Below are 26151 nucleotides of genomic sequence, written 5' to 3' on the forward strand. Positions count from 1 at the left end.
TTGACGTAAACGTCAACTTTGTGTGACTAAGCTAAAGCAAGCGCTCGGTTTTATGCAAAGGGTTTTTATGAACGACGGGTTTACTGCGTTGCGTCATGTTGTGCTTCCGTCACAGCGGCGGGCGCTGCCGTGACGGAAGTGTCTGATCTGGCTGGGAAATCGGCTCAGTAGGCGTAGAAGCCCTTGCCGGATTTGCGGCCGAGATGGCCGGCGGCGACCAGCTGTACCAGCAGCGGGCAGGCGCGGTATTTCGAGTCGCGGAACTCGCGGTGCAGGATGTCCATGATGGACAGGCAGGTGTCCAGCCCGATCAGGTCGGCCAGCGCCAGCGGGCCGATCGGGTGGTTCATGCCCAGCTTCATCACGGTGTCGATGTCCTCGGCGGTGGCCAGGTTTTCGTACAGCACGAAGGCGGCCTCGTTGATCATTGGCATCAGCACGCGGTTGGAGACAAAGCCGGGGCCGTCCTTCACCGTCACCGGCGTCTTGCCCAGCTGCAGGCTCAGTGCGTGGATGGCGGCGTGGGTGGCGTCGTCGGTTTGCAGCGCGCGGATGATTTCCACCAGCTGCATCAGCGGCACCGGGTTCATGAAGTGCATGCCGATCACCCGTTGCGGCTGCGGTACCCAGGCGGCGATGGTGGTCAGCGAGATCGACGAGGTGTTGCTGGCGAGGATGGTGTTGGGGCCGACGATGCCGGCCAGCTCGCGGAAGATCTGCTCCTTGATGGCGGCGTTTTCGGTGGCGGCCTCGATCACCAGCTGGCAGTCGCCGAGTGCGGCGAGGCCGGTGCGGCCGTGGATGCGCGCCAGTACTTCGCCGGCGCCGGCCTCGGTCTGCACGCCTTTTTTCACCAGTCGCGCGAGGCTGCTGCCGATGCTGGCGAGGCCGCGCGCCACGGCGGCATCGCTGACGTCGGCCATCACCACGCTAAAGCCGGCCTGGGCAAAGACCTGGGCAATGCCGTTGCCCATGGTGCCGGCGCCGATGACGCCAATCTGCTTGAATTCCATAGCTGTTCTCCTGGTTGGGGTGCTCTAAAATTATTTCCAGTTTACGTTAACGTCAACTAAAGTGATAGCAAGGGCACGGAAGTGTGGCGCTGGCGGCGTGCTTTGTTGCCGGCGCAGGGCGTTGCCGGATGTCCGGCAGGGGCCGGCCGTATTACAATTGCGGGTGGCCGACAAGAGCCGATTATCTGGACCGTTAAGCAAGGGGGTTGCCGTGGTTGTCACTGCTGATCGTACATTCAGCATTTCCGAGTTGGCGCAGGAGTTCGATGTCACCACCCGGGCGATCCGATTTTACGAGGCCGAGGGCCTGCTGACGCCGGAACGCAAGGGGCAGCGTCGCATCTATTCGCGGCGGGATCGGGTGCGGCTGATGCTGACGCTGCGCGGCAAGCGCATCGGCCTGTCGCTGCAGGAGATCCGCGAGTTGTTCGAGCTGTACGATGCGGCCAACACCGATGAGCCGCAGCTGATGAAATTCGTCGACATCCTGTCGCGGCGCGAGCGGCAGCTGTTGCAGCAGCTGGACGACATCCAGTTGGTGTTGAAGGAAATCGGCCAGCTGCGCGGCCAGTGCGAGCAGTGGATGGAAAAGCGCACCGGCGGTCTGCCCGATCTGTAGCCGGCACCGGCCGGTTTTTGTGTTTGTGCCACAGCCGCTGCGATGCGGCTTGTTTTTTGTGGTTAGTTTACGTTAACGTAAACGTATATTTCACCGCAGAGGAACCGGATGATGCAGAACGATGCAATTGTGATTGTCGGAATGGCGCGCACCGCGATGGGCGGTTTCCAGGGCAGCCTGTCCGGCCAGAGCTCCAGCGAGCTGGGCGCGGTGGCGATCCGCGCCGCGGTGGAACGCGCCGGTGTGGCACCGGAAGCGGTGGAAGAAGTGATCATGGGCTGCGTGCTGCCGGCCGGTCAGGGCCAGGCCCCGGCGCGCCAGGCGGCGATCAAGGGCGGCCTGCCGCTGGCGGCGGGGGCCACCACCATCAATAAGATGTGCGGCTCCGGCATGAAGGCGCTGATGCTGGCGCACGACCTGCTCAAGGCGGGCAGCAATACGGTGATGGTGGCCGGCGGCATGGAAAGCATGAGCAACGCGCCCTACATCATCCCCAAAGCGCGTGGCGGCCTGCGTCTCGGTCACGGCGAGCTGAAAGATCACATGTTCCTCGACGGCCTGGAAGACGCCTACGACAAGGGCAAGCTGATGGGTGTGTTCGCCGAGCTGTGCGCGGAGAAGTACGGCTTCAGCCGCGCGGCACAGGACGACTACGCGATCGCCTCGCTGACCCGTGCCCAGCACGCGATCACCAGCGGTGCGTTCAAGAGCGAGATCGCGGCGGTGACCGTGGTTGGCCGCAAGGGCGAGGAAGTGGTGGCCGAGGACGAGCAGCCGCTGAAAGCCAACCTGGACAAAATTCCGACGCTGAAACCGGCGTTCAAGAAGGACGGCACGGTGACGCCGGCCAACGCCAGCTCCATCTCCGATGGTGCCGCGGCGCTGGTACTGATGCGCGAGAGCGAAGCCGCCGCCCGCGGCCTGACGCCGCTGGCACGCATCGTTGGCCACAGCACCCACGCGCACGAGCCGGCCTGGTTCTCCACCGCACCGGTGGGCGCGATGCAGAAACTGCTGGCCAAGGCCGGCTGGACGGTGGACGACGTCGACCTGTTCGAGATCAACGAGGCGTTTGCGGTGGTGACCATGGCGGCGATGCACGATCTCGGCCTGCCGCACGCCAAGGTCAACGTCAACGGCGGCGCCTGCGCGCTGGGGCACCCGATCGGCGCCAGCGGTGCGCGCATCGTGGTGACGCTGATCGCGGCGCTGCAGGCGCGCGGGCTGAAGCGCGGTGTCGCCAGCCTGTGCATCGGCGGCGGCGAAGCCACCGCGCTGGCGCTGGAATTGGTGTAGGGGGCGGGCCATGCTGCTGACGACAGAACAGGAACAGGTGGTTGATGCGGTGCGCGACTTTGTGCAGGGCGAAATCGCCCCGCACGCCGCTGAATGGGACAAGAGCCACAGCTTTCCGCGGCAGGCACTGCGGGGGCTGGGCGAGCTGGGCTGCTTCGGCCTGACCGTGGCGCCGCAGTGGGACGGCGCCGGTTTCGACTACGTAACGTTGGCCGCGGTGATCGAGGAGATCGCCGCCAGCGACGGCGCGCTATCCACCATCATCTCGGTGATCAATTCGGTGGGTTGCGGCCCGATCGAGCGCTTCGGCAACGACTGGCAGAAGGACACCTTCCTGCGCCCGATTGCGCGCGGCGAGTGGATCTCGGCGTTCTGCCTTACCGAGCCGGATGCCGGCTCCGACGCCGCCGCGCTGCGCAGCCGTGCGGTGCGCGACGGCGACGACTACGTGATCAACGGCGTCAAGCAGTTCATTACCAACGGCAAGCACGCCGATGTCGCCATCGTGTTCGCGGTCACCGATCCGGCCGCCGGCAAGAAGGGCATCAGTGCCTTCCTGGTGCCGACCGCCGCCGCTGGCTACACCGTGGCCAAGGTGGAAGACAAGATGGGGCAGCATGCGTCCGACACTTGCCAGATCGTGTTCGACAACGTGCACGTGCCGGCCAGTCATCTGTTGGGTAAGGAAGGCGAGGGCTACCGCATCGCGCTGGCCAATCTGGAATCCGGCCGCATCGGCATCGCCGCGCAGTGTCTGGGCATGGCGCGCGCGGCACTGGAGTTTGCCACCCGCTACGCCACCGAGCGCCAGACCTTTGGCCAGGCCATCATCCGCCACCAGGCGGTCGGTTTCCGCCTGGCGGAAGCGGCGGCGCGGCTGGAAGCGGCGCGACAGCTGGTGCGGCACGCCGCGGCGCTGAAGGATGCCGGCAAGCCGTGCCTGAAGGAATCGAGCATGGCCAAGCTGGTGGCCTCCGAGATGGCCGAGGCGGTGTGCTCGGCGGCGATCCAGACGCTGGGCGGTTACGGCTACCTGTCCGATTACCCGCTGGAGCGCATCTACCGCGACGTGCGCGTGGCGCAGATCTACGAAGGGACTTCCGACGTGCAGAAGCTGGTGATCGCCCGCGCGCTGGAGGACGAAGTACGCTGATTTTTTGAGTGGGTCGTTGTTAGGGTTGGCCGCAGCACATGCTGCGGCCTTTTTTATGGCAGTCCGCCGCTTGCGGCCAACCTTGCGGCCGCTGCCGCGCGCTGGGGGGCTAGAGCGTGATCGGCAGGATGCCGGTTTCCTTCACTTCCTCCATCACCACATAGCTGCGCGACTCGTTGGCCTGCGGCAGCTTCAGCAGGATGTCGCCGAGGATGTTGCGGTACATCGACATGTCCGGCAGCCGCACCTTTAACAGGTAGTCGTACTCGCCGGATACCAGGTGGCATTCCAGCACGTCCGGCAGCTTCTGCACCTCGCGGCGGAAGGCGTCGAAAATGTCGCCGGACTTGGCCGACAGCTTGATCTCGACGAAGACCAGCAGGCTGGCACCCAGCGCTTGCGGGTTCAGTTTCGCGTGATAGCCTTCAATTACGCCTTCACGCTCCAGCCGGCGCACGCGCTCGGTGCACGGCGTGGTGGAGAGGCCGACTTTTTCCGCCAGCTCGGTCATGGCGATGCGGCCGTTTTCCTGCAGGTGCAAAAGGATCTTGCGGTCGATGCGGTCCAGCTGGCGGGACAGGTTCAGATTGCTGCGCTGCGTTTTCACTAAATAACCACCGATTAACAGGTAAGTTGACTGCCGTTTAGCTGTAACTAAGTTGAAAAAACTGTCTTGCAATCAATATACTACGCAAATTCACTGAAAGTGCAAATGCGCTTTTGGATCCGGGAAAAACAGGCTCCGGCCTGATCAAGACAGCATAACTGGCAGGAGAGATCATGAAAGTAATCGTGCTTGGCGGCGGCGTTATCGGTATTTCGACCGCATGGTATTTGGCAAAGGCAGGCGTGGAGGTGACGGTGATCGAGCGTCAGCCCGGCCCGGCGCTGGAAACCAGCTTTGCCAACGCCGGCCAGATCTCTCCGGGCTATGCCGCACCGTGGGCGGCGCCTGGCATCCCGCTGAAGGCGGCCAAGTGGCTGTTCCAGAAGCACGCGCCGCTGGCGATCCGTGTCGATGGCAGCACCTACCAGTGGGAGTGGATGGCGCGCATGTTCGCCAACTGCAACTACCAGGATTACAACATCAACAAGGGCCGCATGATGCGCCTGGCCGAGTACAGCCGCGACAAGATCCGCGAGCTTACGGCCGAGACCGGCCTCAACTTCGAAGGCCGCACCGGTGGCACGCTGCAGCTGTTCCGCAGCCAGCAGCAGGTGGATGCGATGGGCAAGGACATCGAGGTGCTGAAGGAGTGCGGCGTGGAGTACCAGGTGCTGGATGCCGACGGCTGTGCCCGTGTCGAGCCGGCGCTGAAAAAGACCAAGCACAAGCTGAAGGGCGGCCTGCGCCTGCCGAACGACGACACTGGCGATTGCCAGCTGTTCACCTCGCACCTGGCGGAAATGGCGGCGGCGATCGGCGTCAAGTTCCTGTGGGGCAAGAGCATCGAGGCCATCGAGCACTACGGCGACAAGATCACCGCCGTGCGCGTCGACGGCGAACAGCTGACCGCCGACCACTACGTGGTGGCCACCGGCAGCTACTCGCGCGAGATGGTGAAGGCGCTGGGTATCGACATCCCGGTATACCCGGTCAAGGGCTACTCGCTGACGGTGCCGATCACTAACGCCAAGGGCGCGCCGGTATCCACCGTGCTGGACGAGACCTACAAGATCGCCATCACCCGCTTTGACGATCGCATCCGTGTCGGCGGCATGGCCGAGCTGGCCGGTTTCGACCTGAGCTTGAACCCGAAACGCCGCGCCACGCTGGAAATGGTGGTCACCGACCTGTATCCGGACGGCGGCGACGTGTCGCGTGCCGAATTCTGGACCGGCCTGCGTCCGATGACGCCGGACGGCACGCCGATCATCGGCGGCACCCGCTTTGCCAACCTGTCGCTGAACACCGGTCACGGCACGCTGGGCTGGACCATGAGCGCCGGCTCCGGCAAGGTACTGGCCGACCTGATCACCGGCACGCAGCCTGAAATCCTGATCGACGGCCTGTCGATGCAGCGTTACGCCAAGGGCGGCGAGACACTGGTGGTGCCGATGGCGCGCCCGCTTGCGGCCAACGTGTAAGGAACATCATGCGTCCGTTGATTGCAAGCATCCGTCTCGATCATTTTCGTCAAAATTACCTGCTGGCGCGCCAGCAGCACGGCGGCCGCGCACTGGCGGTGGTGAAGGCCAACGCCTACGGTCACGGCGCGGTGCGTTGTGCGCAGGCGGTGGCCGACGTCGCCGACGGCTTTGCCGTGGCCTGCCTGGAAGAGGCGCTGCAGCTGCGCGCTGGCGGCATCAGCGGCCCGATCCTGCTGCTGGAGGGCGTGTTCGAGGCGGCCGAGCTGGCCGAGGTGCAGGCGCACGGGCTGTGGCTGGTGGTGCAGAACCGCGAGCAGCTGGGCATGCTGCTGGCGACGCCGGCCGACAAGCCGTACCGCGTGTGGCTGAAGATGGATTCCGGCATGCACCGCGCCGGTTTCTTCCCCGCCGACTACGCCGCTGCCTACCAGCGGCTGGCTGCCAGCGGCAAGGCCGACGCCATCGTCAAGATGACGCACTTCGCCCGTGCCGACGAGCCGGGCTGCGACGCCACCGCGCTGCAGCTGGCCGCCTTCGATGCCGCGACCGCCGGTCTGCCCGGCGACAGCAGCGTCGCCAACTCCGCCGGCATCATGATCCACGAGCGTGCGCACCGCGACTGGGGCCGCCCCGGCATCATGCTGTACGGTTCGACGCCGCTGCCGGACGGCCATGCGGCCAACGTTGGCCTCAAGCCGGTGATGCGCCTCACCAGCCGCGTGTTCGGCGTGCGCGAATTGCCTGCCGGTGAGCCGGTCGGCTACGGCGCCAGCTTTGTCACCACGCGGCCGACCCGCGTCGGCCTGATCGCCGGCGGTTATGCCGACGGCTATCCGCGGCTGGCATCCACCGGCAGCCCGGTGGCGGTCGATGGCCAGCTCAGCCGCATCATCGGCCGCGTATCGATGGACATGATCACCATCGATCTGACCGACCTGCCGCAGGCCGGCATCGGCAGCGAGGTGGAATTGTGGGGCGAACAGGTCAGCGTCAATGCCGTGGCCGCCCAGGCCGGTACCATCAGCTACGAGCTGCTGTGCAACGTGAAGCGGGCGCACTTGCAGTATCTGGACTGAACGCGGCCGGCACGGTGCCTGTCCTGAAAAATGCCCGGCCTCGTGCCGGGCATTTTTGCTGGCGACAATGTCGCGAAATGTAACTGAAATCTGGCGGCGGCTTGATATTTGGCAAACGAGTGCGCCGCCTGTGTCATGATAATGGCTTCTCGACGTCTTCTGCCTGCTTGCGGAGCCAATGACCATTTTCCATTCCACGACCTGGGTCAAACTGCTGGGCTTGTTGCCCGGCGAGCTGAACCCGAACGAAGCCAGCTGGCTGGTGACGCCGCGGCATCACATGCCGCTGATGAGCAATCGTCGCGCTCAGATGATCCTGAACCGGGTGCGCCTGTTTGCCAGCCTGTTTGCGGTGCTGACCCCTCTGTGGATGTTCGTCGACCTGCTGGTGCTGCCCAATCCGCTGGCATGGCAACTGGCGCTGCTGCGGCTGGGCGCCACCGGCTGTTTCGCCTTCATCGTCTACTGCTACCGGCCGGAGGTGACGCTGTTCAACGCCTGGCGCGGCATGGCGATGCTGTTTGCCATCCCCACGCTGTTCTACGTGGTGTCCTACGTGCTGCTGACGCACTACCAGCTCACCGGCGCCTCGGCCGCGGTCGGCACCGGTTACGCCTTCCTGCCGTTCATCCTGCTGGCCGGTTTCGCCATTTTCCCGCTGACGCTGCTGGAGAGCGTGATCTTCGCCGCGCCGATCCTGGTGGCGCACGTCACCGCCGGCTATTTCCAGTTCTCGGTGGTGGACTGGCCGTCGTTCTGGGGCGCGTTCTGGCTGCAGGGGCTGATCGCCGGCGTGGCGGCACTGGCCGGTGTCTGCCAGTTGGCGTTCATGATCGCGCTGGTGCAGCAGGCGGTGCGCGATCCGCTGACCGGTGCCTTTTCGCGCCGCAGCGGCGAGGAGGTGCTGGAGTTGCAGTTCATTCTGGCCAGTCGCAGCGGCAGCCCGTTTTCGGTGGCGTTCATCGACATCGACCATTTCAAGGCGATCAACGACCAGTTCGGCCACCAGCAGGGCGATGTCATGTTGAAGCAGTTTGCGCAGACGCTGACCCAAGGCCTGCGCAAGGGCGACGTGCTGGTGCGCTGGGGCGGCGAGGAATTCCTGCTGCTGCTGCCGAACATCGATTGCCGCCAGGCGATGCACGCCTTGCAGCGCCTGCGTCGCAACGGCTTCGGCCTGCGGCCGGACCAGACACCGCTGACCGCCAGCATCGGCGTCGCCGACATGCTGGAGGAGGGGTGTAACGACTGGCGTCAGCTGATCGAGATCGCCGACCAGCGCATGTACGCCGCCAAGCAGCAGGGCCGCAACCGCGTCATCGCCGGCAGCGAGCCGGCGCCGAACCTGCAGCCGGCCCTGGCCTGAGTCGCCGGCTGTCACGACAACGCCCCCGCATGCGGGGGCGTTTGCTTTGGGCCGGCGGCGTCAGGCCGGCGACGGGAGCTGGGCGCCAAGCTGCTCGCCCCATTGCTGCAGTTGTTCCAGGATCAGTAGCTGCTGCGGCTCGGCGGCGGCGCGCAGGGTGGCGATTTCCTGCTGGAAAGCGGAAAAGGTGCGCCCCGGCGGCGTGCCCAAATGCAGCTTGCGCGCGCACCACTGCTGCCAGTGCTGGCGTTCTTCCGCGCTGAGGCTGTCGGGGAAGTTGCGTGCGCGATAGCGGTACAGCAGGCGCTGCAGCTGCGGGTCATCGAAGCTTTCGCGCGCTGCGGCCAGTGCCGGTGCCGACAGGCCGCGCAGGCGGTTGAGGGTGCGCCGGTCCTGGTTGGAGACAAAGCCGCCATACAGGTTTTCATCGACATCCGGCGTTTCGCCCGGCTCGCGGCGGAACACCTCGCGCCACAGCGGCGCGAGATCGGGCAACGTTTGTGCGTGGCCGGCATGGCGCTGCACCGCCGCCATGTCGATGCCCAGCTGCTGCGCCCGCTCCGCGCGCAGCACGCGCAGGTCGCTGATCACGAACGGCGACTTGTTGATGTGGATGCTCTTGATCGGCAGCCGGCTTTCCCCCCCTGCCAGTTCACTGCTCTTGGTGAACAGCCGGTGACGAACGTTGGCCGCATCCAGCGCCAGCAGTTCGCGCGGATCGTGCGCCAGATCCCAGACCAGTACCTCGTTCTTGTTGCTGGGATGCTCGGCCAGCGGCCATACCAGCGCCAGATTGCCGCGCTCGCTGCCGAACATGCCTGAGACGTGAATCAGCGGCACCGGCTGGTGCAGCTGCAGCTGGTGCCGCACCGCATCCTTTTGTCGCAGGCTGAGGCAGAACGCGAACAGCCGCGGCTGTTTGTCACGGATCAGTCGCGCCAGCGCGATGGTGGCACGTACGTCGGATAGCGCATCGTGGGCAGCGTCGTGGGCCAGGCCGTTGGCGGCGGTCAGGTGTTCCAGCTTGAAGCTGGGCAGGCCGTTGTCGTGGCGCGGCCAGTTGATGCCTTCCGGACGCAGCGCGTAGGTGGCGCGTACCACGTCCAGCAGGTCCCAGCGGCCGCAGCGGTTTTGCCATTCGCGGGCGTAGGGGTCGATCAGGTTGCGCCAGAACAGGAAGCGGGTGACTTCGTCGTCGAAGCGGATCGAGTTGTAGCCGACGCCGATGGTGCCCGGCTCGGCCAGCTCGCGTTCGATGGCGGCGGCAAACTGCTGTTCCGGCACCCCGAGTTCGGCGCAGCGCTGCGGCGTGATGCCGGTGAGCAGGCAGGCTTCCGGCGCCGGCAGGTAGTCGCGGGGCGGTTGGCAGTACAGCATTACCGGCTCGCCGATCTCGTTGAGCTCGGCATCGGTGCGGATGCCGGCAAACTGTGCCGGGCGGTCGCTGCGCGGCACCGCGCCAAAGGTTTCGTAGTCGTGCCAGAAGAAGGTCGGGGCTGACATGCTGGTTCCGCTCCACTAAAAGCGTGATTGTCGCACTGCGGCTGCTTGCGGCCAACCTTGCGCCGCGCGGGCGCATGGCACTATGACGATTTCCCTCCTATTCTGAATGGCGGCCCCTGCTGCTGTGCAGTCATGGCCCGCATCGATCAACTCCGCGCTGTCGGTGACCTATGACGCACATACCGGACAAGTTGGCCACGGCGGACATCCAGTTGCTGTTGTCGCGGCAGCAGGGGTTGTTGTGGTTGGTGCAACAGCTACCGGACATGGCCTGGCTGAAGGATGCCACCGGGCGTTACCTCGCCTGCAATCGTCGCTTCGAGGCCTTTGCCGGCGTCAGCCGCCAGGCCATCATCGGCCAGAGCGATACCATGGTGCTGGGGCCGCAGCAGGCGGCGGCACTGAGCCAGGCCGACATCGCCGCGCTGGCGGCGGAAGAACCGTTGTCCAGCCAGCAGTGGCTGGTGTCCGCGGTAGACGGGCAGCGGATCCTGCTGGAGATCGTGACCACGCCGCTGCAGGCCGAAGACGGCGTGTTCGGCGTGCTCGGCACCGCGCGCGACATTACCCGCCAATACCTCAGCGACCTGGCGTTGCGCGCCAGCCAGGACCGTTTTCGTGCCATTTTCGAAAACACCGACGCGCTGGCGATCCAGGGCTACGCGCCGGATGGCACCGTGCTGTACTGGAACCATGCCTCGGAAGCGCTGTACGGCTATAGCGCCACCGAGGCGCTGGGGCGCACCCTGTTCGAGCTGATCATCCCGCCGCCGGCTAGGGCGCACGTCGAGGCCGAGGTGGCGTGGATGTTCCGCGAGCGGCGCGGCGTGCCAGCCGCCCGTCTCGGGCTACAGCACAAGGATGGCCATATCGTGCAGGTCTACTCCAGCCACGCGATGGTGGAGTCGCCGCAGAGCGGGCTGACCCTGTTCTGCCTCGACATCGACCTGACCGCGCTGGTCCGCGCCGAGGCGGCGTGGCGTGATAGCGAGCGGCGCTACCGTGTGCTGTTTGACGCGTCCGGCGACGGCATCTTCGTGCTGCACGGGCAGATCATCGTCGACTGCAACCAGGCGGCGGCGGAGATTTTTCACTGTGAGCAGGCCGACCTGACCGGGCAGTCGCTGGAGGTGCTGTCGCCCTTGCGGCAGGATGGCGGCGTGTCGTCGCGGCAATTGCTGGGCAGCTATCTACACCCCGATAGCGATAGCCCGGCGCGCCGTTTCGAGTGGCGCCATCTGCGCCGCGACGGCAGCGAATTCGATGCCGAGTGGATCGTGACGGCGGTGGAAATCGCTTCGGTGCCGCATTGCCTGGTGTCGTTTCGCGATATCACCGAAAAGAAGAAGTCGGCGCAGCTGATCTGGGAGCAGGCCAACTTTGACTCTCTGACCGGCCTGCCCAACCGTCACCGCTTCCTCGACCGCTTTGCGCTGGAGCTGCGCAAGAGCGAGCGCAGCAACGGCCAGCTCGCGCTGCTGTTCATCGACCTGGATCACTTCAAGGAAGTTAACGATACCCTCGGCCATCGCGCCGGCGACCTGCTGCTGAAAGAGGCGGCACTGCGCCTGCTGGGTTGCATCCGTGAGACCGACACCGTGGCCCGCCTCGGCGGAGACGAGTTCACCATCGTGATCAGCGATATGGACTCGGAGCAGTCGCTGGAGCGGGTGACGCAGCAGGTGCTGCAAAGGTTGGCCGCACCGTTTTGCCTTGGCGACGAGCAGGTGTACGTGTCGGCCAGCATCGGCATCACACTGTTTCCGCAGGACGGCGACAATATCGACGCCTTGCAGCGCAATGCCGACCAGGCGATGTACGCGGCCAAGAAGGCGGGGCGCAACGGCTACTGCTATTACGCGGCGATGCCCCGGGCCTCGCTGGCCTGATCCACCTTGCGTAGGTCTGGCCGCTGGGTCGCTGCAGTATGGCAAAACGCCCGTCACAGCTTGTGACGGGCGTTATGTTGTCGGGTGCCGGCTGACGCTTCAGCTCAGGTCGATTAGCTCAAGTCCTGGCGCAGTGCCTCGGTAAAGCTGAGCCCGGCCAGCTCGCGCATGCCGCGCGAGATGTAGTACAGCACCGCCATCATCATCACCAGCGACGGGATGGCGATCATCGGGTAGCTCAGCAGCGTCATGCGGCCCAGCTCCTCGTTGAAGGCTTCGGTGCCGGACGGGCTGGTGACGATCCACTTCGCCAGCACGTAGTTCATCACCGAGGAAAAGAAGAAGGTGGCGCTGAGCAGGTAGGTCGCCTTCAGCAGGCGCGCCTCGAACTGGCGGGTGTTGCCGCGCTGCTCCAAGTGCTGCTGCACCTTGGCGACGTCGATCACCGCCGGGGTGTAGAGCACGGTCTTGATCAGCGGGTAGCGGGTGCGGGTCGAGACCAGCACCGCGATGCCGATCAGGCCGGGGATGGCGGCTTCCTTCACCGCCAGCCACTGCGCATCCAGATGCAGCAGGCCGATGCCGCCGGTGAGCAGAATGCTGACCAGGCCGAGGGTGGCAATGAAGTTGGTCTTGCGGTTGCGCAGCAGGTCGTACAGCCCCCAGCCCAGCGGAAAGGCCAAGGCCAGCAGCAGTGCATTGACGGTGCCAAGGTACTGTTCCGCGCTGAGCTTCATCAGGATCAGCGAGGGAATCACGATGTTGATGATCAGCTCGATGAGCTGATTGTTTTTCTTTGCTGCGGCCATGGTTGTCCTGTGGCAATGGGCAAGCCTGCGACCGTATCCGAGCGCAGGGCTGGGTTTGTTCGGCTACAAGGAGGTTAGAGCGCGCGCGGTGGCGATGGTTCGCGCGGCCACCGGGTACGGTGGCGACATTCTAGCGGTTGTTGAAGGCGCGGGCCAAAAAAACAGGCCCTGCCCGCCACCGAGGTCGGTGGCGGGCAGGGCCGTGTCGCTTCGTGCGATCAGCTGGCTTGCGATTGCAGGTAGTTGTTGATGCCCATGGCCTTGATCAGCTTCAGCTGCTGCTCCAGCCAGTGCGCGTGGTCGACTTCGGTGTCGTCCAGCAGCTTGGTCAGGATGCTGCGGGTGACGAAATCGTGTTCCTTTTCCGCCAGCACGATGGCCTTTTTCAGGGCGGCGGCGACTTCGTATTCTGTTTCCAGATCGTTGGCCAGCATCGACGGCACGTCCTTGCCGATGCGCAGCTTGCCGCGCGGGGCGATGTCCGGCACGCCGTCGAGGAACAGGATGCGTTCGATCAGCATCTTGGCGTGGCCCATTTCCTCGTCACGCTCGTGGTGCAGGCGTTCGTACAGCTTGCTGTAGCCCCAGTTGCCGTACATTTCGCTGTGGATGAAATACTGGTCAACCGAGGTCATTTCTGCCGTCAGCAGGGTGTTCAGGGCTTCGATGATTTTCTTGCTGCCTTGCATGGTGCCGCTCCTCAGTCTTCCATTTGCGATTGCAGGTAGTTGGCAAGGCCAACGTCCTTGATCAGGGTTTGCTGGGTTTCCAGCCAGTCCACGTATTCTTCTTCCGCTTCCAGCAGCTCGGTCAGCTCTTCGCGGGTAACGTAGTCTTCCGCTTTTTCGCTGAGGGTGATGCTCTTGCGCAGTTCGCCGATATGGCCGCTGACCAGGGTAATGTCACAGGCCAGCATTTCCTCGACATTCTCGCCGATCATCAGCTTGCCCAGTTGCTGCAGGTTGGGCAGGCCTTCCAGGAACAGGATGCGCTCGATCAGCTCGTCGGCGCGTTTCATCGCCTTGATCGACTGCTGGTAGAAATGCTTGTTGAGGCCGTTCAGTCCCCAGTTCTTACACATGCGGGCGTGCAGGAAAAACTGGTTGATGGCAGTCAGCTCGTTGCACAGAACGGTGTTGAGCGCCTTGATTACGGCTTTGTCGCCTTGCATGGGAGGGACTCCTTCATCATAAATCGTATTGATATATTTTAATTCAATATCGGGTAAGGGCAAGGTATTAATCGTTTTTGAAAACGGCGGATTATTTTTTGGCGGATATTTCTTTTAATAATCAAGCCTTGTCGGCGCTATTTATTTTTGGGTGCCAATTAACCATTTTCCGGGTAGGTGCAAACCAACTGAAAATCAGTTTTATTTGGCGGCCGTTAATCGCAAGGTTGATCCGTCAGGGACGGCAGCAAGCGCCAGCATGGCAGTCGGTCATGACATGCAGAAGTCGCAATTTCATGACGCGGCGCCTATACCGGTAAAACCATGTCCAATTCTTGCCGGGGAGTGACCAGATGAGTCTCAATGTGCTTGCCGTTTGTGGCAGTTTGCGTCAGAAATCCACCAACAAGGGCCTGATGCGTTATGCGGTGGCCAACGCACCGCAGGGCATGCAGATCGTGGTGGCCGATCTGGCTGAGATGCCGTTCTACAATGCCGACATCACGGTTAAGCCGGCGGTGGTGGTGACGCTGTTGCAGCAGTTTGCCGACGCCGACGCCTTGCTGCTGGTGTGCCCGGAGTACAACTACTCGATGGCGCCGGCGCTGAAAAACGCGCTGGACTGGGCGTCGCGCGAGCCGGGCAACGCGCTGCTCAGCGGCAAGCCGGCGGCGATCATGGGCGCAGCCGGCGGCATGGGCAGTTCGCGCGCGCAGTACCACCTGCGCCAGAGCAGCGTGTTCCTCAATCTGCACGTCCTGAACCAGCCGGAGGTGTTCGCCAACGCGTTCAGCGCCTCCTTCGATGGCGACGGCAACCTGGTGGATACCGCGATCCAGGAGAAAATCCGTCTGCAGCTGGCGGCGTTGCAGGTCTGGCACCGGCAGCTGAAAGGCTGAGCCGGACGCGGCGGCGATAAGCAAAACACCCCGCCTCGGCGGGGTGTTGGCGTTGCGGCCAACGTTGGCCGCAGGGCAGGGCTTACTGGATGATGCCGCCGCCGAGGCAGATATCACCGTCGTACAGCACCGCCGACTGGCCGGGGGTGACCGCCCACTGCTTGTCGCGGAAGGTCAGCGTGGCACGGCCATCGACGATCGGCGACAGGCTGCACGGCGCGTCGGCCATGCGGTAGCGGTTCTTGGCGGCGTAGTCGCCGGCAGCCGGCGGCTGCGGCAGCGTCCACGACAGGTCGTCCATCGCCAGCGTCGACTTCAGCAGCAGCGGGTGGTCATGGCCTTGCACCACGATCAGCTTGTTGCCGAGAATGTCCTTGCCGGCAACGAACCACGGCTCGCCGTTGCCGTCCTTGTTGCCACCGATGTTGAGGCCCTTGCGCTGGCCCAGGGTGTAGAACATCAGCCCGACGTGCTCGCCGACGGTCTTGCCGTCCGGGGTGATCATCTCGCCCGGCTTGGTCGGCAAGTAGCGCTGCAGGAACTCGCGGAACGGGCGCTCGCCGATGAAGCAGATGCCGGTGGAGTCCTTCTTGGCGGCAGTCGGCAGTCCGGCTTCCTCGGCCAGGCGGCGCACCTCGGTCTTGCGGATGTCGCCCAGCGGGAACAGCGCCTTCGCCAGCTGGTGCTGCTGCAGGCGGTACAGGAAGTAGCTCTGGTCCTTGGTGTGGTCGACACCCTTCATCAGGTAGTGCACGCCGTCCTGTTCCAGCTTGCGCGCGTAGTGGCCGGTGGCGATGCAGTCGGCACCCAGCTCCAGCGCGTAATCGAGGAAGGCCTTGAACTTGATCTCGGCGTTGCACAGCACGTCCGGATTGGGGGTGCGACCGGCGGAGTACTCCTTCAGGAAGTAGGAGAACACGCGGTCCTTGTACTCCTTGGCGAAGTTGACGATCTCCATGTCGATGCCGACGATGTCGGCCACGCTCATCGCGTCCAGCGCGTCCTGCTTGATGGAGCAGTATTCGTCGTCGTTGTCGTCTTCCCAGTTCTGCATGAACACGCCGATCACCTCGTGGCCCTGCTGCTTCAGCAGCCAGGCGGTGACCGACGAATCCACGCCGCCGGACATGCCGACGACAATACGTTTTTTACCCGTCACGGAGAAAATCCTTCCTTCCAAATAGCAAGAGGCACCACCACCGGCGGTGCCCCGAAATCCCGGAACCAGCTGTCGATCACCCAATCCTGGCCTGATGTCACGTCGCGCACGGCCACCGCCGCGTGATGGTCGAACAGCAGCGGCGCACGATGCACCTGGCCCAGCAGCTGGTGGTGGCGCAGCCAGCCCTTGCCGGCCAGCAATTGCAACAGCACCAGCACATTATGGCTGTGATCGAGACAATCCATGCGGCCAACGTTGGTTGCATCTTCGTGATTGCCGCCGCGGTCGCTGGCGATCGGCGCCGCGCGCGCCGCGCGCTGGTAATAGGACAACACGATGTCCTGCAGTGCCGCGCGCTCGTCGGCGGCGTTGGCGACGTCATCCAGCCGCTGTCTAAACCATATCTGGGCAGTGTCGTCCAGTTCAATGCGGCGGTTGCGATCGCAGCCGTAATGGTAACAGAGCGTCAGTTCCTCCGCACCGGCGGCCACGGCCGGCAGCGCCGTGAGCAGCGCAATCGACAGCCAGCGCATGAGGGGTGGCATCGGCTCAGCCCGGCAAGTGGTGATGGATCAGGTCGAGGCTGGCGCGCTGGCCGGCCAGGTAGTCCTGCAGGCAGCGCCCCACCAGCGGACTGCGCCACAACGCTGCGCTGGCCATGATCTCGTCTGCGCTCAGCCATTCGGCGGCGAGGATGCCGTCGTCCAGCCGCTGCGCCGGGTCATGCGCGCCGGCGTTACCGCAGAAGGCGAAGCGCAGATAGGTGATGTCGCTGCCGGCCTTGTCCGCCAGATAGATGCCGACCAGCGCCTGCGGCGTGAAGGCGTGGGCGGTTTCCTCGCGCGCCTCGCGCACCACCGCCTGCAGCAGGGTTTCGCCGTATTCCAGATGACCGGCCGGCTGGTTGAGGCGGACGCCGTCGTCGGTCTGCTCGCGCACCATCAGGAAGCGGCCGTCGCGCTCGATGATGGCGGCGACTGTGGTATTCGGTTTCCATTGCGTGCTGCTCATCGCGGATTTGCCTTTCACTTAATTGACAATCGTTATCATTGTCTTCTAGTATTGAAATCAAGATCAATTCTTATTCAGGATTCATGCCATGTACGTCTGCCTTTGCCACGGAGTAACCGATCGCGATATCCGCGCCGCCGTTTGCAATGGTGCCACGCGCATGAGCGATCTGGCGCGCGAACTGAAGGTCGCCACCGAGTGCGGCAGCTGTGCCTGTCAGGCCAACCAGATCCGCAAGCAGACGCTGCTGCAGATCAGCGAGCCGGAACTGGCCGCCGCCTGAGTCCGGCAATCTCCCGCAGTCGCCACAGCCCGTCAAGCACCTGACGGGCTTTTTGCTATCCTGAAAACAGCACGCCTGCTGCCAGTACCGGGGAACACGCGTACAATGCGCGCCAAACCTTACGGAGAACGAACATGACCGAATTCAATGAACTAGATCTGGAGCGTCTGGAAACGCTGCTGACCCCGCTGTCGCAGGCCGGCACCACCATGCGCCCGGACGAAGTGCAGGGCTTCTTCTGCGCGCTGGCGTGCGGCCCGGACAAGCTCACCATCGACGACTGGCTGGAAGACGTGCTCGGCGATGCGCCGGCTTTTGAAAGCGCCGACAGCGAAGCCGAGATCAAGGCGCTGCTGCAGAAGTACTACGATGCCGCCGCCGAGGCGCTGGCCGACGGCGACCTGCCGGAACTGACGCTGTACAGCGAGGAAGAGGGCGAGGCGCCGGACTTCCGCCCGTGGTGCAATGCCTTCATGTACGCGCTGGACGTGGTGCCGACCGACTGGTTCGACGCCGCCGACGACGAAGGCTTCGAAGAGCTGCTGATGCCGGTGATGGCGCTGGGTGGCATGTTCGATGCCGACGGCGACGAGCCGGCGATGATGGAATTTACCGCCGCCGAGCTGGAAAGCTTCAAGAGCGAGCTGGACGAAGCGGTACTGGCGGTCTACGGCTACTGGCGTGCCAAGGAGCAGGCACCGGTGACCATGCGTCGCGAAGGCGACAAGGTTGGCCGCAATGATCCGTGCCCGTGCGGCAGCGGCAAGAAGTACAAGGCCTGCTGCGGTCAGAACTGATCGTGCCGGAACACGCCGCCTGACGGACTGCGCGCAGCCCGCAGGCGGTTTTTGTTTGCCGGCGGCGCATTCCCGCCCTTGCCATCTGGCGCCATCGCGCGCTGTTTTTCCCCGACGGATACCCATGACCGAACCCACGATTGCCCCCGACACCGCGTCCGAAGACGCCATCGGCGCGCTGAACGCCTATCTGCAGCAATACCACGCCACGCTGGTGACCACCGAAGGCAGCTACGCCGTCTCGGTACAGGGGCAGATCAAGGTCGGCAAGCGCACCGTGCCTTACCACTTGGTACCGGACGCCGGCTTCCTCGGCAAAACCGGCAAGTGGCGCAAGCTCGACGCCGCCGAACGGCTGGCGCTGGTGCAGTTGCGCTGGAACGACGAGGCGCGCGAACGTCTCGAAGCGCAGCTGCTGCGCTGCGCCGGCCAGGTGATGACGCTGGCAAACGAACACCGCGTTGATCCGCAAAGCGCGCTCAACGCGCTGCAGGCCAAGTACGAGCTGGCGCGGCTGCGCTGCGAGCTGGCGCTGGACCGTATCGCGGCGCTGGTGGCGACCCGTGCCGCCGCCAGCCAGGCGGAGAAGACCCGCAACGCGATCAACCTGTCGCTGTACCCGGAGTCGTTCACCCTCGCCGCCGGCATGCAGCGCCACTTCATCGCGGTGCTGGGCCCGACCAACTCCGGCAAGACCCACGCCGCGATGGAACACCTGGCGCAGGCGAAAACCGGCGTCTACCTCGCGCCGCTGCGGCTGCTGGCGATGGAAAACTACCAGCGCCTGCTTAATGCCAACGTCGCGGTCAGCCTGATTACCGGCGAGCAGCGCAAGCTGCACCCGCACGCCAGCCACGTGGCCAGTACCGTGGAAATGCTCAACCCCAACCGCGCGGTGGACGTGGCGGTGATCGACGAAATCCAGCTGCTGGACGATCCGGATCGCGGCGCGGCTTGGACGGCGGCGGTGTGCGGCGTACCGGCGCAGACGGTGTACCTGCTCGGCGCGCTGGAAGCCAAGGAAGCGATCCAGTCGCTGGTCAAGCGCGTCGGCGGCACGCTGGAAATCCGCGAGCTGCAGCGCAAGTCGCCGCTGGAAATGGAAAAGGCGCCGCTGGGCAGCCTGAAAAACCTGCGCGCCGGCGACGTGCTGATCGCCTTCTCGCGCCGCGAGGTGCTGAACTGGCGCGACCAGGCCATCGCGCAGGGTATGAGCGTGTCGGCGATCTACGGCAACCTGTCGCCGGAAGTGCGCCAGGCGCAGGCCGAGCGCTTCATCGACGGCGAAACGCAGGTGGTGGTCGGTACCGACGCCATCGGCATGGGGCTGAACACCCCGGCGCGACGGGTGATCTTCACCACCTCCAGCAAGTGGGACGGCTACGCCGAAGGTACCATCGCCGCCGCGCTGGCCAAGCAGATCGCCGGCCGTGCCGGTCGTTTCGGTCAGCACGAGACCGGCTACGTCGCCGGCTTCGACGGCAAGACGCACAAGGTGATCGCCGCCTTGCTGCAGCAAAAGCTGGAGCCGCTGCCGAGCACCGGTTTCTACGTGGCGCCCAACCTGTCCTACCTGCAGCAGATCGCCGAGGCCAGCGGCCAGGAGCGGCTTCAGGCACTGCTGGAACTGTTCGCCAAGCACATCAACGTGCACGACGAATTCTTCCTGCCGGCCAACCTCAGCGACCAGATCGAGAAGGCGAAGTGGCTGGACACGCTGAAGCTGCCGCTGGACGACCGCTTCCTGTTCAGCCTGTGTCCGGTGTCGACCAAGATCGCGATGCTGGAACAGGCGCTGCAGGACTGGGCCGAGTGCCGCGCCAAGGGCAAGCAGGCGTCGCTGCTGCGCATGGAAGGCCGTGGCGGCCGCAACGAGCTGCAGTTCCTCGAGGACACCTGCAAGCTGTACTCCGCCTACGCCTGGCTCAGCTACCGCATGCCGGAAACCTTCCCGCACGGCGAGCTGGCGCAAAGCCTGATGCAGTCGACGTCGGAGAAGATCGACGCGCTGCTGCAAGTGCAGAACACCCGCCACCGGCAGCAGCGCAAGCCGGCGCACAAGCCGACCCACATCACGCCGCCACACCGCAGCGGCCAGCCCAAGGTTGGCCGCAAGCCGCGCAGCTGATGCCGGTGCGCTGAATAGCCAAACGCCCGCCGGAGCAATCCGGCGGGCGTTTTGTGTTGTGGCGGTAGCTTGCGGCCAACCTTGGCCGGCTGCGCCATGTCCGGGTGCGGCTCAGGCTGGCAAGGTCAATATCAGGCGCCTGCCTTGCCCGTCGCGAAGGTGTGCAGAGGGCACTGGCGTTTGATGTGCATCATGGCGCATTACGGATGGAGATCTAGGTTTAAGGAACCACGGCGAATGGCCGGCTGTTATCAATGGCAGGTTAGATGTCGTGAGCGCAGGGCGTGTTGCGCGCTGATGTGCGCCGACGGCATGGCTGCCGCAGCCGCCTTCATTGTTCACTATCTCAACGACACGGGCGTCAAGCGCGGCTTTGCTGCTGGCAGAGTCCGCGCGAATGGTGACGGGTCTGAGTTGCTTGTTTGAAGGAAATAACATGAAAACCATGAATCTGAAGCCTGCCACGCTGCTCATCGCCGGCCTGGCAGCCATGTCGTCCTTCGTCCAGGCCCAGACCCTGGACAAGATCCTTGAGACAAACAGGATCACCGTGTCCTACCGCGAGGCGGCGGTGCCATTCAGCTACCGGCCCGGCCAAGGCAAGGCGATGGGGTTTGCGGTAGATCTGACCGAGGCCATTGTCGGTGACGTGCGGACAAAGCTGAACAAGCCGGGGCTCGTGGTGGCCTATATGCCGGTCACCGCCCAGGACCGTATCCCCTTGCTGGTGAACGGTAGCTATGACCTGGAGTGCGGTTCCACCACCAATAACGCTGCCCGCGGCAAGGTCGTCGCGTTCGCGGTCAGCCACTTCTATGCCGGCACCCGTCTGCTGGTGAAAACCGGCAGCAAGATCAGGAATTACGCCGATCTGGCCGGGCAAACGGTCGCCACCACCGCGGGCAGTACCAACGAGAAAGTCATGCGCAAGTACAGCGCCGATCACAATCTGGACGTGCAGTTCGTGCTAGCCAAGGACTACGCCGAGTCGCTGGCCTTGCTGGAAAACAATAGCGCAGCTGCGCTGACGCTCGACGATATCCTGCTGTTTGGCCTGCGTGCCAACGCCAAGGATCCGACCGCGCTGAGCGTCGTCGGTGACACCTTGCAGGTGGAGCCCTACGGCTGCATGCTGCGCAAGGATGATCCCGAGTTCAAGAAGCTGGTGGATGGCACCATGGCGCGGCTGATGCAGTCCGGCGAGTTTTCCCGGCTGTACCAGAAGTGGTTCGAGTCGCCGATTCCCCCGAATGGTGTGGTGCTGAACATGCCGATGAGCGATCGCCTCAAGGTCAACCTGAAGGCGCTCAGCGACCAACCGGAGCAGTAGGGCGCGGTGGGATCTGGCCACGGTAGCGCTGCCAGCTGGTGGGGTGGAGCCTGCTCACAAGTGCTGGCCCAGCGGTTTGTGGGGTGTCTCACGCTGAAACGCCCGTCGGAGTCATCCGGCGGGCGTGCTGTTCTGCTAGGCCCAGTGGCCAGCAACCGGACGGCGTGTCGCCCGGAGTGTCTGAATTCCCGATAAATCCGGCTGTGGTGTCCAATAGTGAATGGATTGTGGTGCTGCGGTTGCAGCCAAAACACAGGGCGTGGTGGATCAGCTCTTACGGCAACCTGCCTGTGGTGGTTGACGTGCGGTTGTCGTTCATAGAGGGGGCATGATGAAACCCGAGTTTGCCGTTATTGCCGTAGGGCTGCTGTTGTACCCGCTTGCTGCCAGCGCCGGTATGGAGGAGGCGAGCGCGGCCTATCAGCGCGGCGAATACGCCGTGGTCTTGCAGGAGTTGACGCCGCTGGCAGCGCAAGGCCATGCCCAGGCTCAGGCTAGACTGGGCATGTTGTATGAACATGGGCAAGGCGTTGCCCAGGACTATGCCGAGGCCGCCAAGTGGTACCGGCGGGCGGCAAGCCAGGGATTCGCCAAGGCCGAGTATGGTCTTGCCAACCTGTACCAGTACGGCCGCGGTGTAGCGCAGGATTACGCGCAGGCCGTCGAGTGGTACCGTGCTGCCGCGGCGCAGGGATTCGCCGCCGCCCAGTCCGCCCTGGGCGATATGTACCTGCACGGCAGGGGTGTCAGCCAGAGTCACGCCTTGGCGCACGAGTGGTATCTGAAGGCGGCCGGGCAAGGGGATGCCGATGCACAGTTAAACCTGGGTGTGATGAGCGAACAGGGGGAAGGCGTCGCCAAGAATGCGGCCGATGCGGCTGGCTGGTACCGCAAAGCGGCACAGCAGGGCAATGCCAAGGCCCAGCTATATCTGGGCGATATGTATCGTTTTGGCCATGGAGTTGGCAAGGACGACGCGCAGGCGCTGCAGTGGTACGGCGCGGCCGCCAGACAGGGGCAGGCGCTCGCACAATATAATCTGGCGATCATGTATGAGCAGGGCCAAGGCGTCGCCAAAAGCGAGGCGGACGCCGCCATGTGGGCGCGCGAGGCAGCCGGCAACGAGGTGCCCGGTGCACAAATGCTGCTGGGCACGATGTACCTGCGTGGCCGGGGCGTCGCCAAGAACGAGGATGAGGCCATCAGGTGGTTGCGCTTGGCCGCCAAGCAGGGATATCAACCTGCGATAAGCCAGCTGGAGCTGGCCGAGCAGTTCCGGGCCGCGGGGCAGGGGGATGCCAAGGCACAGTACGAAGTGGCGCACTATCTGGCGATGATGGGCGGCGCCCCGTCGCAGGTGCTCGAGTTCCTGCGTCGCTCCGCCGGGCAGGGTTACCCCGAGGCGCAATATGATCTGGCCGCACTCTATGAGCAGGGTGACGCGTTGCCACAAGATCCGGTACAGGCGGCCAACTGGTACCGTAAAGCCGCGGAGCAGGGACTCGCCGCTGCGCAATACCGTCTCGGCCTGATGTACGAGCAAGGCACGGGCGTGGACAAAAACGCCCAGGAAGCCGAGAGGTGGTACCGCAAGGCCGCCGAACAGGGGCTGGCCAGCGCGAAAAGCAAACTGAAGAAATAAACCGTATTCCAGCTGTGTTATCCCAGGCGGAAGCCGGGTCCGGAAACCGGCGCTGCCCATCGCGGCGGGTGGCGCCATGTTGCGGCCAATCTTGTGGCCGCTACGATTCGTCTGTGCCAGCGTTTACATCCGGGCATGCAATAGGCCAAATCATGCCAATGCGCTGTCTATAATGGCTCAACGCTGGTCCTCTCTTCGTTACGGTACGCGACGCAGCGTCTTCTGCCTCTTAAATCCTGCACGAGGAACACATCATGAAACGTTTTCAGCGCACGCTCGCCCTTGTTGTCTGCTGCTCCATGCTCAACGTCAGCATGCTGCAGTCCGCCCAGGCCGCCATGGTGAGCACCGAAGAAGTCGCCCGCCTGGGCGCTACCAGCAGTCCTGATTCCGGCCACGCCCGGCTGGCCGCGGTGATGGCACGAGACAATGTGCGTAGCGAAATGGAACGTCTCGGCATCGACCCGGCCAGCGCGCAGGAGCGCGTCGCCGCGCTGACCGACGAGGAAGCGGCCAATCTGGCCGACCAGATTGACAAGGCGCCCGCCGGCGGCATCATCGGCGCCATCCTGTTTGTATTCTTCGTGTTGCTGGTCACCGATGTCCTCGGCTTTACCAAGGTGTTCCCGTTCACCCGCTCCGTGCGCTGAGCGGTAAGCCGATGCTGACAACGCTGATCCGGCAGTTGGGGGCGCTACGACTGGCGCTCCCGGCTGCGCTGTGTTCGCTGCTGCTGGCCGCCTGCGCCAGCACGCCGCTGCAGCCGGTCACGCTCGCGCCCGGTGAGCCGACCCGCGCCGAGCTGGTCGATACCCCGTTCTTCCCCGATGACAGCCATTTCTGCGGCCCGGCGGCGCTGGCGACCAGCCTGTCCGCCGTCGGGCTGGCGACCACGCCGGCGCAGCTGGTGGGGCAGGTATTCCTGCCGGGGCGGGAAGGCTCGCTGCAGATCGAGATGCTCAGCGGTGCGCGGCGCCAGGGCGCGGTGGCGATGGTGATCCCCGGCACGCTGACGGCGCTGAAACAGGAAATCGATGCCGGGCATCCGGTGGTGGTGCTGCAGAACCTGGGCTTGTCGTGGGCGCCGTCCTGGCACTACGCGGTGGTGGTCGGCTACGACCTTGAGCGGGAGCAGTTGCTGCTGCGCTCGGGGCCGATGCGGCGGCAGGTGATGACGCTGCGCACCTTCGGCCATACCTGGCAGCGCAGCCGGTTCTGGGCCTTCGTCGCGCTGCCGCCGGGGCGTTTGCCGGCGAGTGTCGCGGAACAGGATGCGACGCGGGCGCTGGTGGCCTTCGAGCGCAACGCCAAGCCGGCGGCGGCGGTCACCGCCTATCGCGCGGCGTTGCAACGTTGGCCGCACAACGCCACGCTGGCGATGGGGCTGGGCAATGCGCTGTACGGCGCCGGTGACTTGCCGGCGGCTGTGCAGGTGTTCCGCGACACCGCCACAACGCACCAGCTGGCGGCCGCCTACAACAACCTGGCGCGCATCCTGCTGCAACAGGGGCGTGCTGCCGAGGCCCGGCAGGCGGCGACGGATGGCCTGGCACTGGCCGGCCCGCTGCGTGCCACGCTGCTGGACACGCTGCGCGACATCGAACAGGCCGCCATGTCGCAGCCCGGCTCCTGACGCGGCGTTGCTCCCACTTCAACCTCAACGCGGCAAAATAATTGCCCCGGTGCCGCCAGCTCGCCGCCAGCGGCCGCAGTGCGTGGCCAAATCACACTGCGGCCAACCTTGGTCGTCGCCGCTTGTGCTCAGTCCTGCTGCCGGAACGGCAGATGCTCCGCCATCTCGTCCTGATACTGTGCAACCGCCTGCTGTTCGCGCCGCAGGAAGTCGCCGATCATGCCGCGCAGGCGCGGGTCGGCGATGTGGAATGCCGACCACGTCGCTTCAGGCACAAAACCGCGGCTGACCTTGTGCTCGCCCTGGGCGCCGGGCTCGAAGTGCTGCAGTCCTTCGCGGATGCAGTAATCGATGCCTTCGTAGAAGCACAGCGCAAAGTGCAGGCTGTGGTAATCCGCAGCCGCGCCCCAGTGGCGGCCGTACAGGGTGTCATCGCTGCGGTAGCAGATGGCGGCGGCGACCACCGCGTCGCTGGCGTCGCGCGTCAGAAACACCACCAGCTGCCGCGCCAGCGTGCGGCCAATCTCGCGGAAGAAACCGAGGCTGAACGCAGGGTGATTGCCGAAGCGGCGGAAGGTCGACACGTAGTGCGGGTAGATCTGCCGCCACAGCGCGTCGTCGATGTCGTCGCCGTGGCGAATTTCGATGCGCAGGCCGGCCTCGGCGACGCGACGCCGTTCGCGCTTCACCTTCTTGCGCTTGTCGGCACAGAAGGTGGCGAGGAAGTCGTCGAAGTCGCGGTAGCCGGCGTTGTGCCAGTGGAACTGGCAACCGCGACGCAGCAGGAAGCCCTGGCTGGCCAGCGCTGCGCGCAGCGCGGCATCGTCGTCCAGATACAGGTATTGCAGCGAGGACGCCTGTTCGCTGCTAGCCAGCTGCAGGCTGGCGTGCAGCAGCGCGCGGCTGACGCTGGCGCGGTCGGCGTCGCGGTGGATCAGCTGCCGCGCGCCGCTGGCCGGGGTGTAGGGGATGCCGCACACCAGTTTCGGGTAGTAGCGCTGGCCGAGGCGCTGGTAGGCGTCGGCCCACGCCCAGTCGTGCGAGAAATCGCCGAACGAGTGCGTGCGCAGGTACAGCGGCTGCGCGCCAAGCAGGCTGCCGTCGTCGGCGTGCAGCGTGACGTGCGCCGGCTGCCAGCCCAGTGCCGGCGCCACCGCGCCGTGGCGCTCCGCCGCCGCCAGGAAGGCGTGGCTGAGGAAGGGCGAGCCGGTGACGTTGAGCGCATTCCAAAGGTTGGCCGCAATGTCGTCGATGGCGGTGTGGAAGCGGCAGTGCATCGC

General features: G+C 64.6%; 25 protein-coding genes. 15 read left to right on the forward strand and 10 right to left on the reverse strand.

Going from position 1 to position 26151, the window contains the following annotated elements; all coding sequences use genetic code 11:
- Positions 1–164: 164 nt before the first annotated feature.
- Entirely contained in the window at positions 165–1013 is an 849-nt protein-coding gene (locus tag PQU89_RS02815; protein WP_272764516.1) for a 3-hydroxybutyryl-CoA dehydrogenase, read from the reverse strand.
- Between the two features lie 211 nt (positions 1014–1224).
- Here PQU89_RS02815 and PQU89_RS02820 point away from each other — a divergent pair, with 211 nt between their 5' ends.
- The 3 genes from PQU89_RS02820 to PQU89_RS02830 all read left to right on the forward strand — a co-directional run bounded on the left by PQU89_RS02820 (position 1225) and on the right by PQU89_RS02830 (position 4081).
- The gene (locus PQU89_RS02820; protein WP_120811183.1) at positions 1225–1632 is read left to right on the forward strand and encodes a MerR family transcriptional regulator; all 408 of its coding nucleotides are present in this window, start codon (positions 1225–1227) and stop codon (positions 1630–1632) included.
- Positions 1633–1740: 108 nt separating this feature from the next.
- Positions 1741–2928 carry an acetyl-CoA C-acyltransferase gene (locus PQU89_RS02825; protein WP_441372803.1) on the forward strand — a complete coding sequence of 396 codons (1188 nt, stop codon included), beginning with the start codon at positions 1741–1743 and terminating at the stop codon, positions 2926–2928.
- 10 nt (positions 2929–2938) lie between these two features.
- On the forward strand, positions 2939–4081 hold the full coding sequence (locus tag PQU89_RS02830; RefSeq protein WP_272764517.1) for an acyl-CoA dehydrogenase family protein: 1143 nt from the start codon (positions 2939–2941) through the stop codon (positions 4079–4081).
- Positions 4082–4190: 109 nt separating this feature from the next.
- On the opposite strand, the gene PQU89_RS02835 is transcribed toward PQU89_RS02830, so the two are convergent.
- Complete coding sequence (locus tag PQU89_RS02835) at positions 4191–4688, reverse strand: Lrp/AsnC ligand binding domain-containing protein (protein WP_272764518.1); 498 nt, start codon at positions 4686–4688, stop codon at positions 4191–4193.
- 173 nt (positions 4689–4861) lie between these two features.
- Here PQU89_RS02835 and PQU89_RS02840 point away from each other — a divergent pair, with 173 nt between their 5' ends.
- The 3 genes from PQU89_RS02840 to PQU89_RS02850 all read left to right on the forward strand — a co-directional run bounded on the left by PQU89_RS02840 (position 4862) and on the right by PQU89_RS02850 (position 8614).
- Positions 4862–6169, forward strand: a complete 1308-nt coding sequence (locus PQU89_RS02840; protein WP_272764519.1) for a D-amino acid dehydrogenase — start codon at positions 4862–4864, stop codon at positions 6167–6169.
- 8 nt (positions 6170–6177) lie between these two features.
- Complete coding sequence (gene alr, locus PQU89_RS02845; RefSeq protein ID WP_272764520.1) at positions 6178–7248, forward strand: alanine racemase; 1071 nt, start codon at positions 6178–6180, stop codon at positions 7246–7248.
- A gap of 178 nt (positions 7249–7426) precedes the next feature.
- Positions 7427–8614, forward strand: a complete 1188-nt coding sequence (locus tag PQU89_RS02850) for a GGDEF domain-containing protein (protein ID WP_272764521.1) — start codon at positions 7427–7429, stop codon at positions 8612–8614.
- 60 nt (positions 8615–8674) lie between these two features.
- Here the strand turns inward: PQU89_RS02850 and sbcB are convergent, their stop codons facing one another.
- Entirely contained in the window at positions 8675–10117 is a 1443-nt protein-coding gene (gene sbcB / locus PQU89_RS02855; protein WP_272764522.1) for an exodeoxyribonuclease I, read from the reverse strand.
- Between the two features lie 170 nt (positions 10118–10287).
- Between sbcB and PQU89_RS02860 the strand changes: the two genes are divergently transcribed.
- Complete coding sequence (locus PQU89_RS02860) at positions 10288–12006, forward strand: sensor domain-containing protein (protein WP_272764523.1); 1719 nt, start codon at positions 10288–10290, stop codon at positions 12004–12006.
- A 113-nt stretch (positions 12007–12119) separates the two neighbouring features.
- Here PQU89_RS02860 and PQU89_RS02865 read toward each other — a convergent pair whose 3' ends face one another.
- From PQU89_RS02865 to bfr (PQU89_RS02875), 3 genes are all read right to left on the reverse strand, one after another.
- Positions 12120–12815 (reverse strand): VC0807 family protein, encoded by a 696-nt coding sequence (locus tag PQU89_RS02865; protein ID WP_272764524.1) that lies wholly within the window; start codon positions 12813–12815, stop codon positions 12120–12122.
- A gap of 218 nt (positions 12816–13033) precedes the next feature.
- Positions 13034–13504 (reverse strand): bacterioferritin, encoded by a 471-nt coding sequence (gene bfr, locus PQU89_RS02870; RefSeq protein ID WP_272757742.1) that lies wholly within the window; start codon positions 13502–13504, stop codon positions 13034–13036.
- Between the two features lie 11 nt (positions 13505–13515).
- A complete protein-coding gene (gene bfr, locus PQU89_RS02875; RefSeq protein WP_272757741.1) occupies positions 13516–13986 on the reverse strand; it encodes a bacterioferritin in 471 nt (156 codons plus the stop codon).
- A 353-nt stretch (positions 13987–14339) separates the two neighbouring features.
- Between bfr (PQU89_RS02875) and PQU89_RS02880 the strand changes: the two genes are divergently transcribed.
- On the forward strand, positions 14340–14885 hold the full coding sequence (locus PQU89_RS02880) for an NADPH-dependent FMN reductase (RefSeq protein WP_272764525.1): 546 nt from the start codon (positions 14340–14342) through the stop codon (positions 14883–14885).
- Between the two features lie 82 nt (positions 14886–14967).
- Here the strand turns inward: PQU89_RS02880 and mnmA are convergent, their stop codons facing one another.
- From mnmA to PQU89_RS02895, 3 genes are read right to left on the reverse strand one after another with little or no spacing between them, the layout of a single operon-like run.
- The gene (mnmA, locus tag PQU89_RS02885; protein ID WP_272764526.1) at positions 14968–16044 is read right to left on the reverse strand and encodes a tRNA 2-thiouridine(34) synthase MnmA; all 1077 of its coding nucleotides are present in this window, start codon (positions 16042–16044) and stop codon (positions 14968–14970) included.
- Positions 16041–16580 (reverse strand): hypothetical protein, encoded by a 540-nt coding sequence (locus PQU89_RS02890; protein WP_272764527.1) that lies wholly within the window; start codon positions 16578–16580, stop codon positions 16041–16043. The genes mnmA and PQU89_RS02890 overlap by 4 nt, the downstream gene beginning before the upstream one ends.
- 16 nt (positions 16581–16596) lie before the next feature.
- A complete protein-coding gene (locus PQU89_RS02895) occupies positions 16597–17058 on the reverse strand; it encodes an NUDIX hydrolase (RefSeq protein ID WP_272764528.1) in 462 nt (153 codons plus the stop codon).
- An 88-nt stretch (positions 17059–17146) separates the two neighbouring features.
- On the opposite strand from PQU89_RS02895, the gene PQU89_RS02900 reads away from it, so the two are divergent.
- The 7 genes from PQU89_RS02900 (at position 17147) to PQU89_RS02930 (ending at position 24871) form a co-directional block, all read left to right on the forward strand.
- Complete coding sequence (locus PQU89_RS02900; protein WP_047965996.1) at positions 17147–17341, forward strand: (2Fe-2S)-binding protein; 195 nt, start codon at positions 17147–17149, stop codon at positions 17339–17341.
- A gap of 134 nt (positions 17342–17475) precedes the next feature.
- A complete protein-coding gene (locus PQU89_RS02905) occupies positions 17476–18138 on the forward strand; it encodes a YecA family protein (protein WP_272764529.1) in 663 nt (220 codons plus the stop codon).
- 124 nt (positions 18139–18262) lie between these two features.
- Positions 18263–20266 (forward strand): helicase-related protein, encoded by a 2004-nt coding sequence (locus PQU89_RS02910; RefSeq protein ID WP_272764530.1) that lies wholly within the window; start codon positions 18263–18265, stop codon positions 20264–20266.
- A 436-nt stretch (positions 20267–20702) separates the two neighbouring features.
- The gene (locus PQU89_RS02915) at positions 20703–21596 is read left to right on the forward strand and encodes a transporter substrate-binding domain-containing protein (protein WP_272764531.1); all 894 of its coding nucleotides are present in this window, start codon (positions 20703–20705) and stop codon (positions 21594–21596) included.
- A gap of 328 nt (positions 21597–21924) precedes the next feature.
- On the forward strand, positions 21925–23238 hold the full coding sequence (locus PQU89_RS02920) for an SEL1-like repeat protein (protein ID WP_272764532.1): 1314 nt from the start codon (positions 21925–21927) through the stop codon (positions 23236–23238).
- Between the two features lie 254 nt (positions 23239–23492).
- Positions 23493–23888, forward strand: a complete 396-nt coding sequence (locus PQU89_RS02925; protein WP_272764533.1) for a PA2779 family protein — start codon at positions 23493–23495, stop codon at positions 23886–23888.
- Positions 23889–23899: 11 nt separating this feature from the next.
- Positions 23900–24871 carry a PA2778 family cysteine peptidase gene (locus PQU89_RS02930; RefSeq protein ID WP_272764534.1) on the forward strand — a complete coding sequence of 324 codons (972 nt, stop codon included), beginning with the start codon at positions 23900–23902 and terminating at the stop codon, positions 24869–24871.
- 128 nt (positions 24872–24999) lie between these two features.
- Here the strand turns inward: PQU89_RS02930 and PQU89_RS02935 are convergent, their stop codons facing one another.
- Entirely contained in the window at positions 25000–26148 is a 1149-nt protein-coding gene (locus tag PQU89_RS02935; protein WP_272764535.1) for a GNAT family N-acetyltransferase, read from the reverse strand.
- Positions 26149–26151: the final 3 nt, after the last annotated feature.

It is taken from the genome of Vogesella indigofera, from assembly GCF_028548395.1.
Lineage (GTDB): Bacteria > Pseudomonadota > Gammaproteobacteria > Burkholderiales > Chromobacteriaceae > Vogesella > Vogesella indigofera_A.

Coding starts and splice junctions, on each gene's coding strand:
- PQU89_RS02920 (WP_272764532.1), top strand. CDS start 21,925: ATGATGAAACCCGAGTTTGCCGTTATTGCCGTAGGGCTGCTGTTGTAC.
- alr (WP_272764520.1), top strand. CDS start 6,178: ATGCGTCCGTTGATTGCAAGCATCCGTCTCGATCATTTTCGTCAAAAT.
- PQU89_RS02915 (WP_272764531.1), top strand. CDS start 20,703: ATGAAAACCATGAATCTGAAGCCTGCCACGCTGCTCATCGCCGGCCTG.
- PQU89_RS02930 (WP_272764534.1), top strand. CDS start 23,900: ATGCTGACAACGCTGATCCGGCAGTTGGGGGCGCTACGACTGGCGCTC.
- PQU89_RS02935 (WP_272764535.1), bottom strand. CDS start 26,148: ATGCACTGCCGCTTCCACACCGCCATCGACGACATTGCGGCCAACCTT.
- PQU89_RS02925 (WP_272764533.1), top strand. CDS start 23,493: ATGAAACGTTTTCAGCGCACGCTCGCCCTTGTTGTCTGCTGCTCCATG.
- PQU89_RS02850 (WP_272764521.1), top strand. CDS start 7,427: ATGACCATTTTCCATTCCACGACCTGGGTCAAACTGCTGGGCTTGTTG.
- bfr (WP_272757742.1), bottom strand. CDS start 13,504: ATGCAAGGCAGCAAGAAAATCATCGAAGCCCTGAACACCCTGCTGACG.
- PQU89_RS02895 (WP_272764528.1), bottom strand. CDS start 17,058: ATGAGCAGCACGCAATGGAAACCGAATACCACAGTCGCCGCCATCATC.
- PQU89_RS02905 (WP_272764529.1), top strand. CDS start 17,476: ATGACCGAATTCAATGAACTAGATCTGGAGCGTCTGGAAACGCTGCTG.
- PQU89_RS02865 (WP_272764524.1), bottom strand. CDS start 12,815: ATGGCCGCAGCAAAGAAAAACAATCAGCTCATCGAGCTGATCATCAAC.
- PQU89_RS02825 (WP_441372803.1), top strand. CDS start 1,741: ATGATGCAGAACGATGCAATTGTGATTGTCGGAATGGCGCGCACCGCG.
- PQU89_RS02840 (WP_272764519.1), top strand. CDS start 4,862: ATGAAAGTAATCGTGCTTGGCGGCGGCGTTATCGGTATTTCGACCGCA.
- PQU89_RS02880 (WP_272764525.1), top strand. CDS start 14,340: ATGAGTCTCAATGTGCTTGCCGTTTGTGGCAGTTTGCGTCAGAAATCC.
- PQU89_RS02900 (WP_047965996.1), top strand. CDS start 17,147: ATGTACGTCTGCCTTTGCCACGGAGTAACCGATCGCGATATCCGCGCC.
- PQU89_RS02890 (WP_272764527.1), bottom strand. CDS start 16,580: ATGCGCTGGCTGTCGATTGCGCTGCTCACGGCGCTGCCGGCCGTGGCC.
- PQU89_RS02815 (WP_272764516.1), bottom strand. CDS start 1,013: ATGGAATTCAAGCAGATTGGCGTCATCGGCGCCGGCACCATGGGCAAC.
- sbcB (WP_272764522.1), bottom strand. CDS start 10,117: ATGTCAGCCCCGACCTTCTTCTGGCACGACTACGAAACCTTTGGCGCG.
- bfr (WP_272757741.1), bottom strand. CDS start 13,986: ATGCAAGGCGACAAAGCCGTAATCAAGGCGCTCAACACCGTTCTGTGC.
- PQU89_RS02910 (WP_272764530.1), top strand. CDS start 18,263: ATGACCGAACCCACGATTGCCCCCGACACCGCGTCCGAAGACGCCATC.
- PQU89_RS02860 (WP_272764523.1), top strand. CDS start 10,288: ATGACGCACATACCGGACAAGTTGGCCACGGCGGACATCCAGTTGCTG.
- PQU89_RS02830 (WP_272764517.1), top strand. CDS start 2,939: ATGCTGCTGACGACAGAACAGGAACAGGTGGTTGATGCGGTGCGCGAC.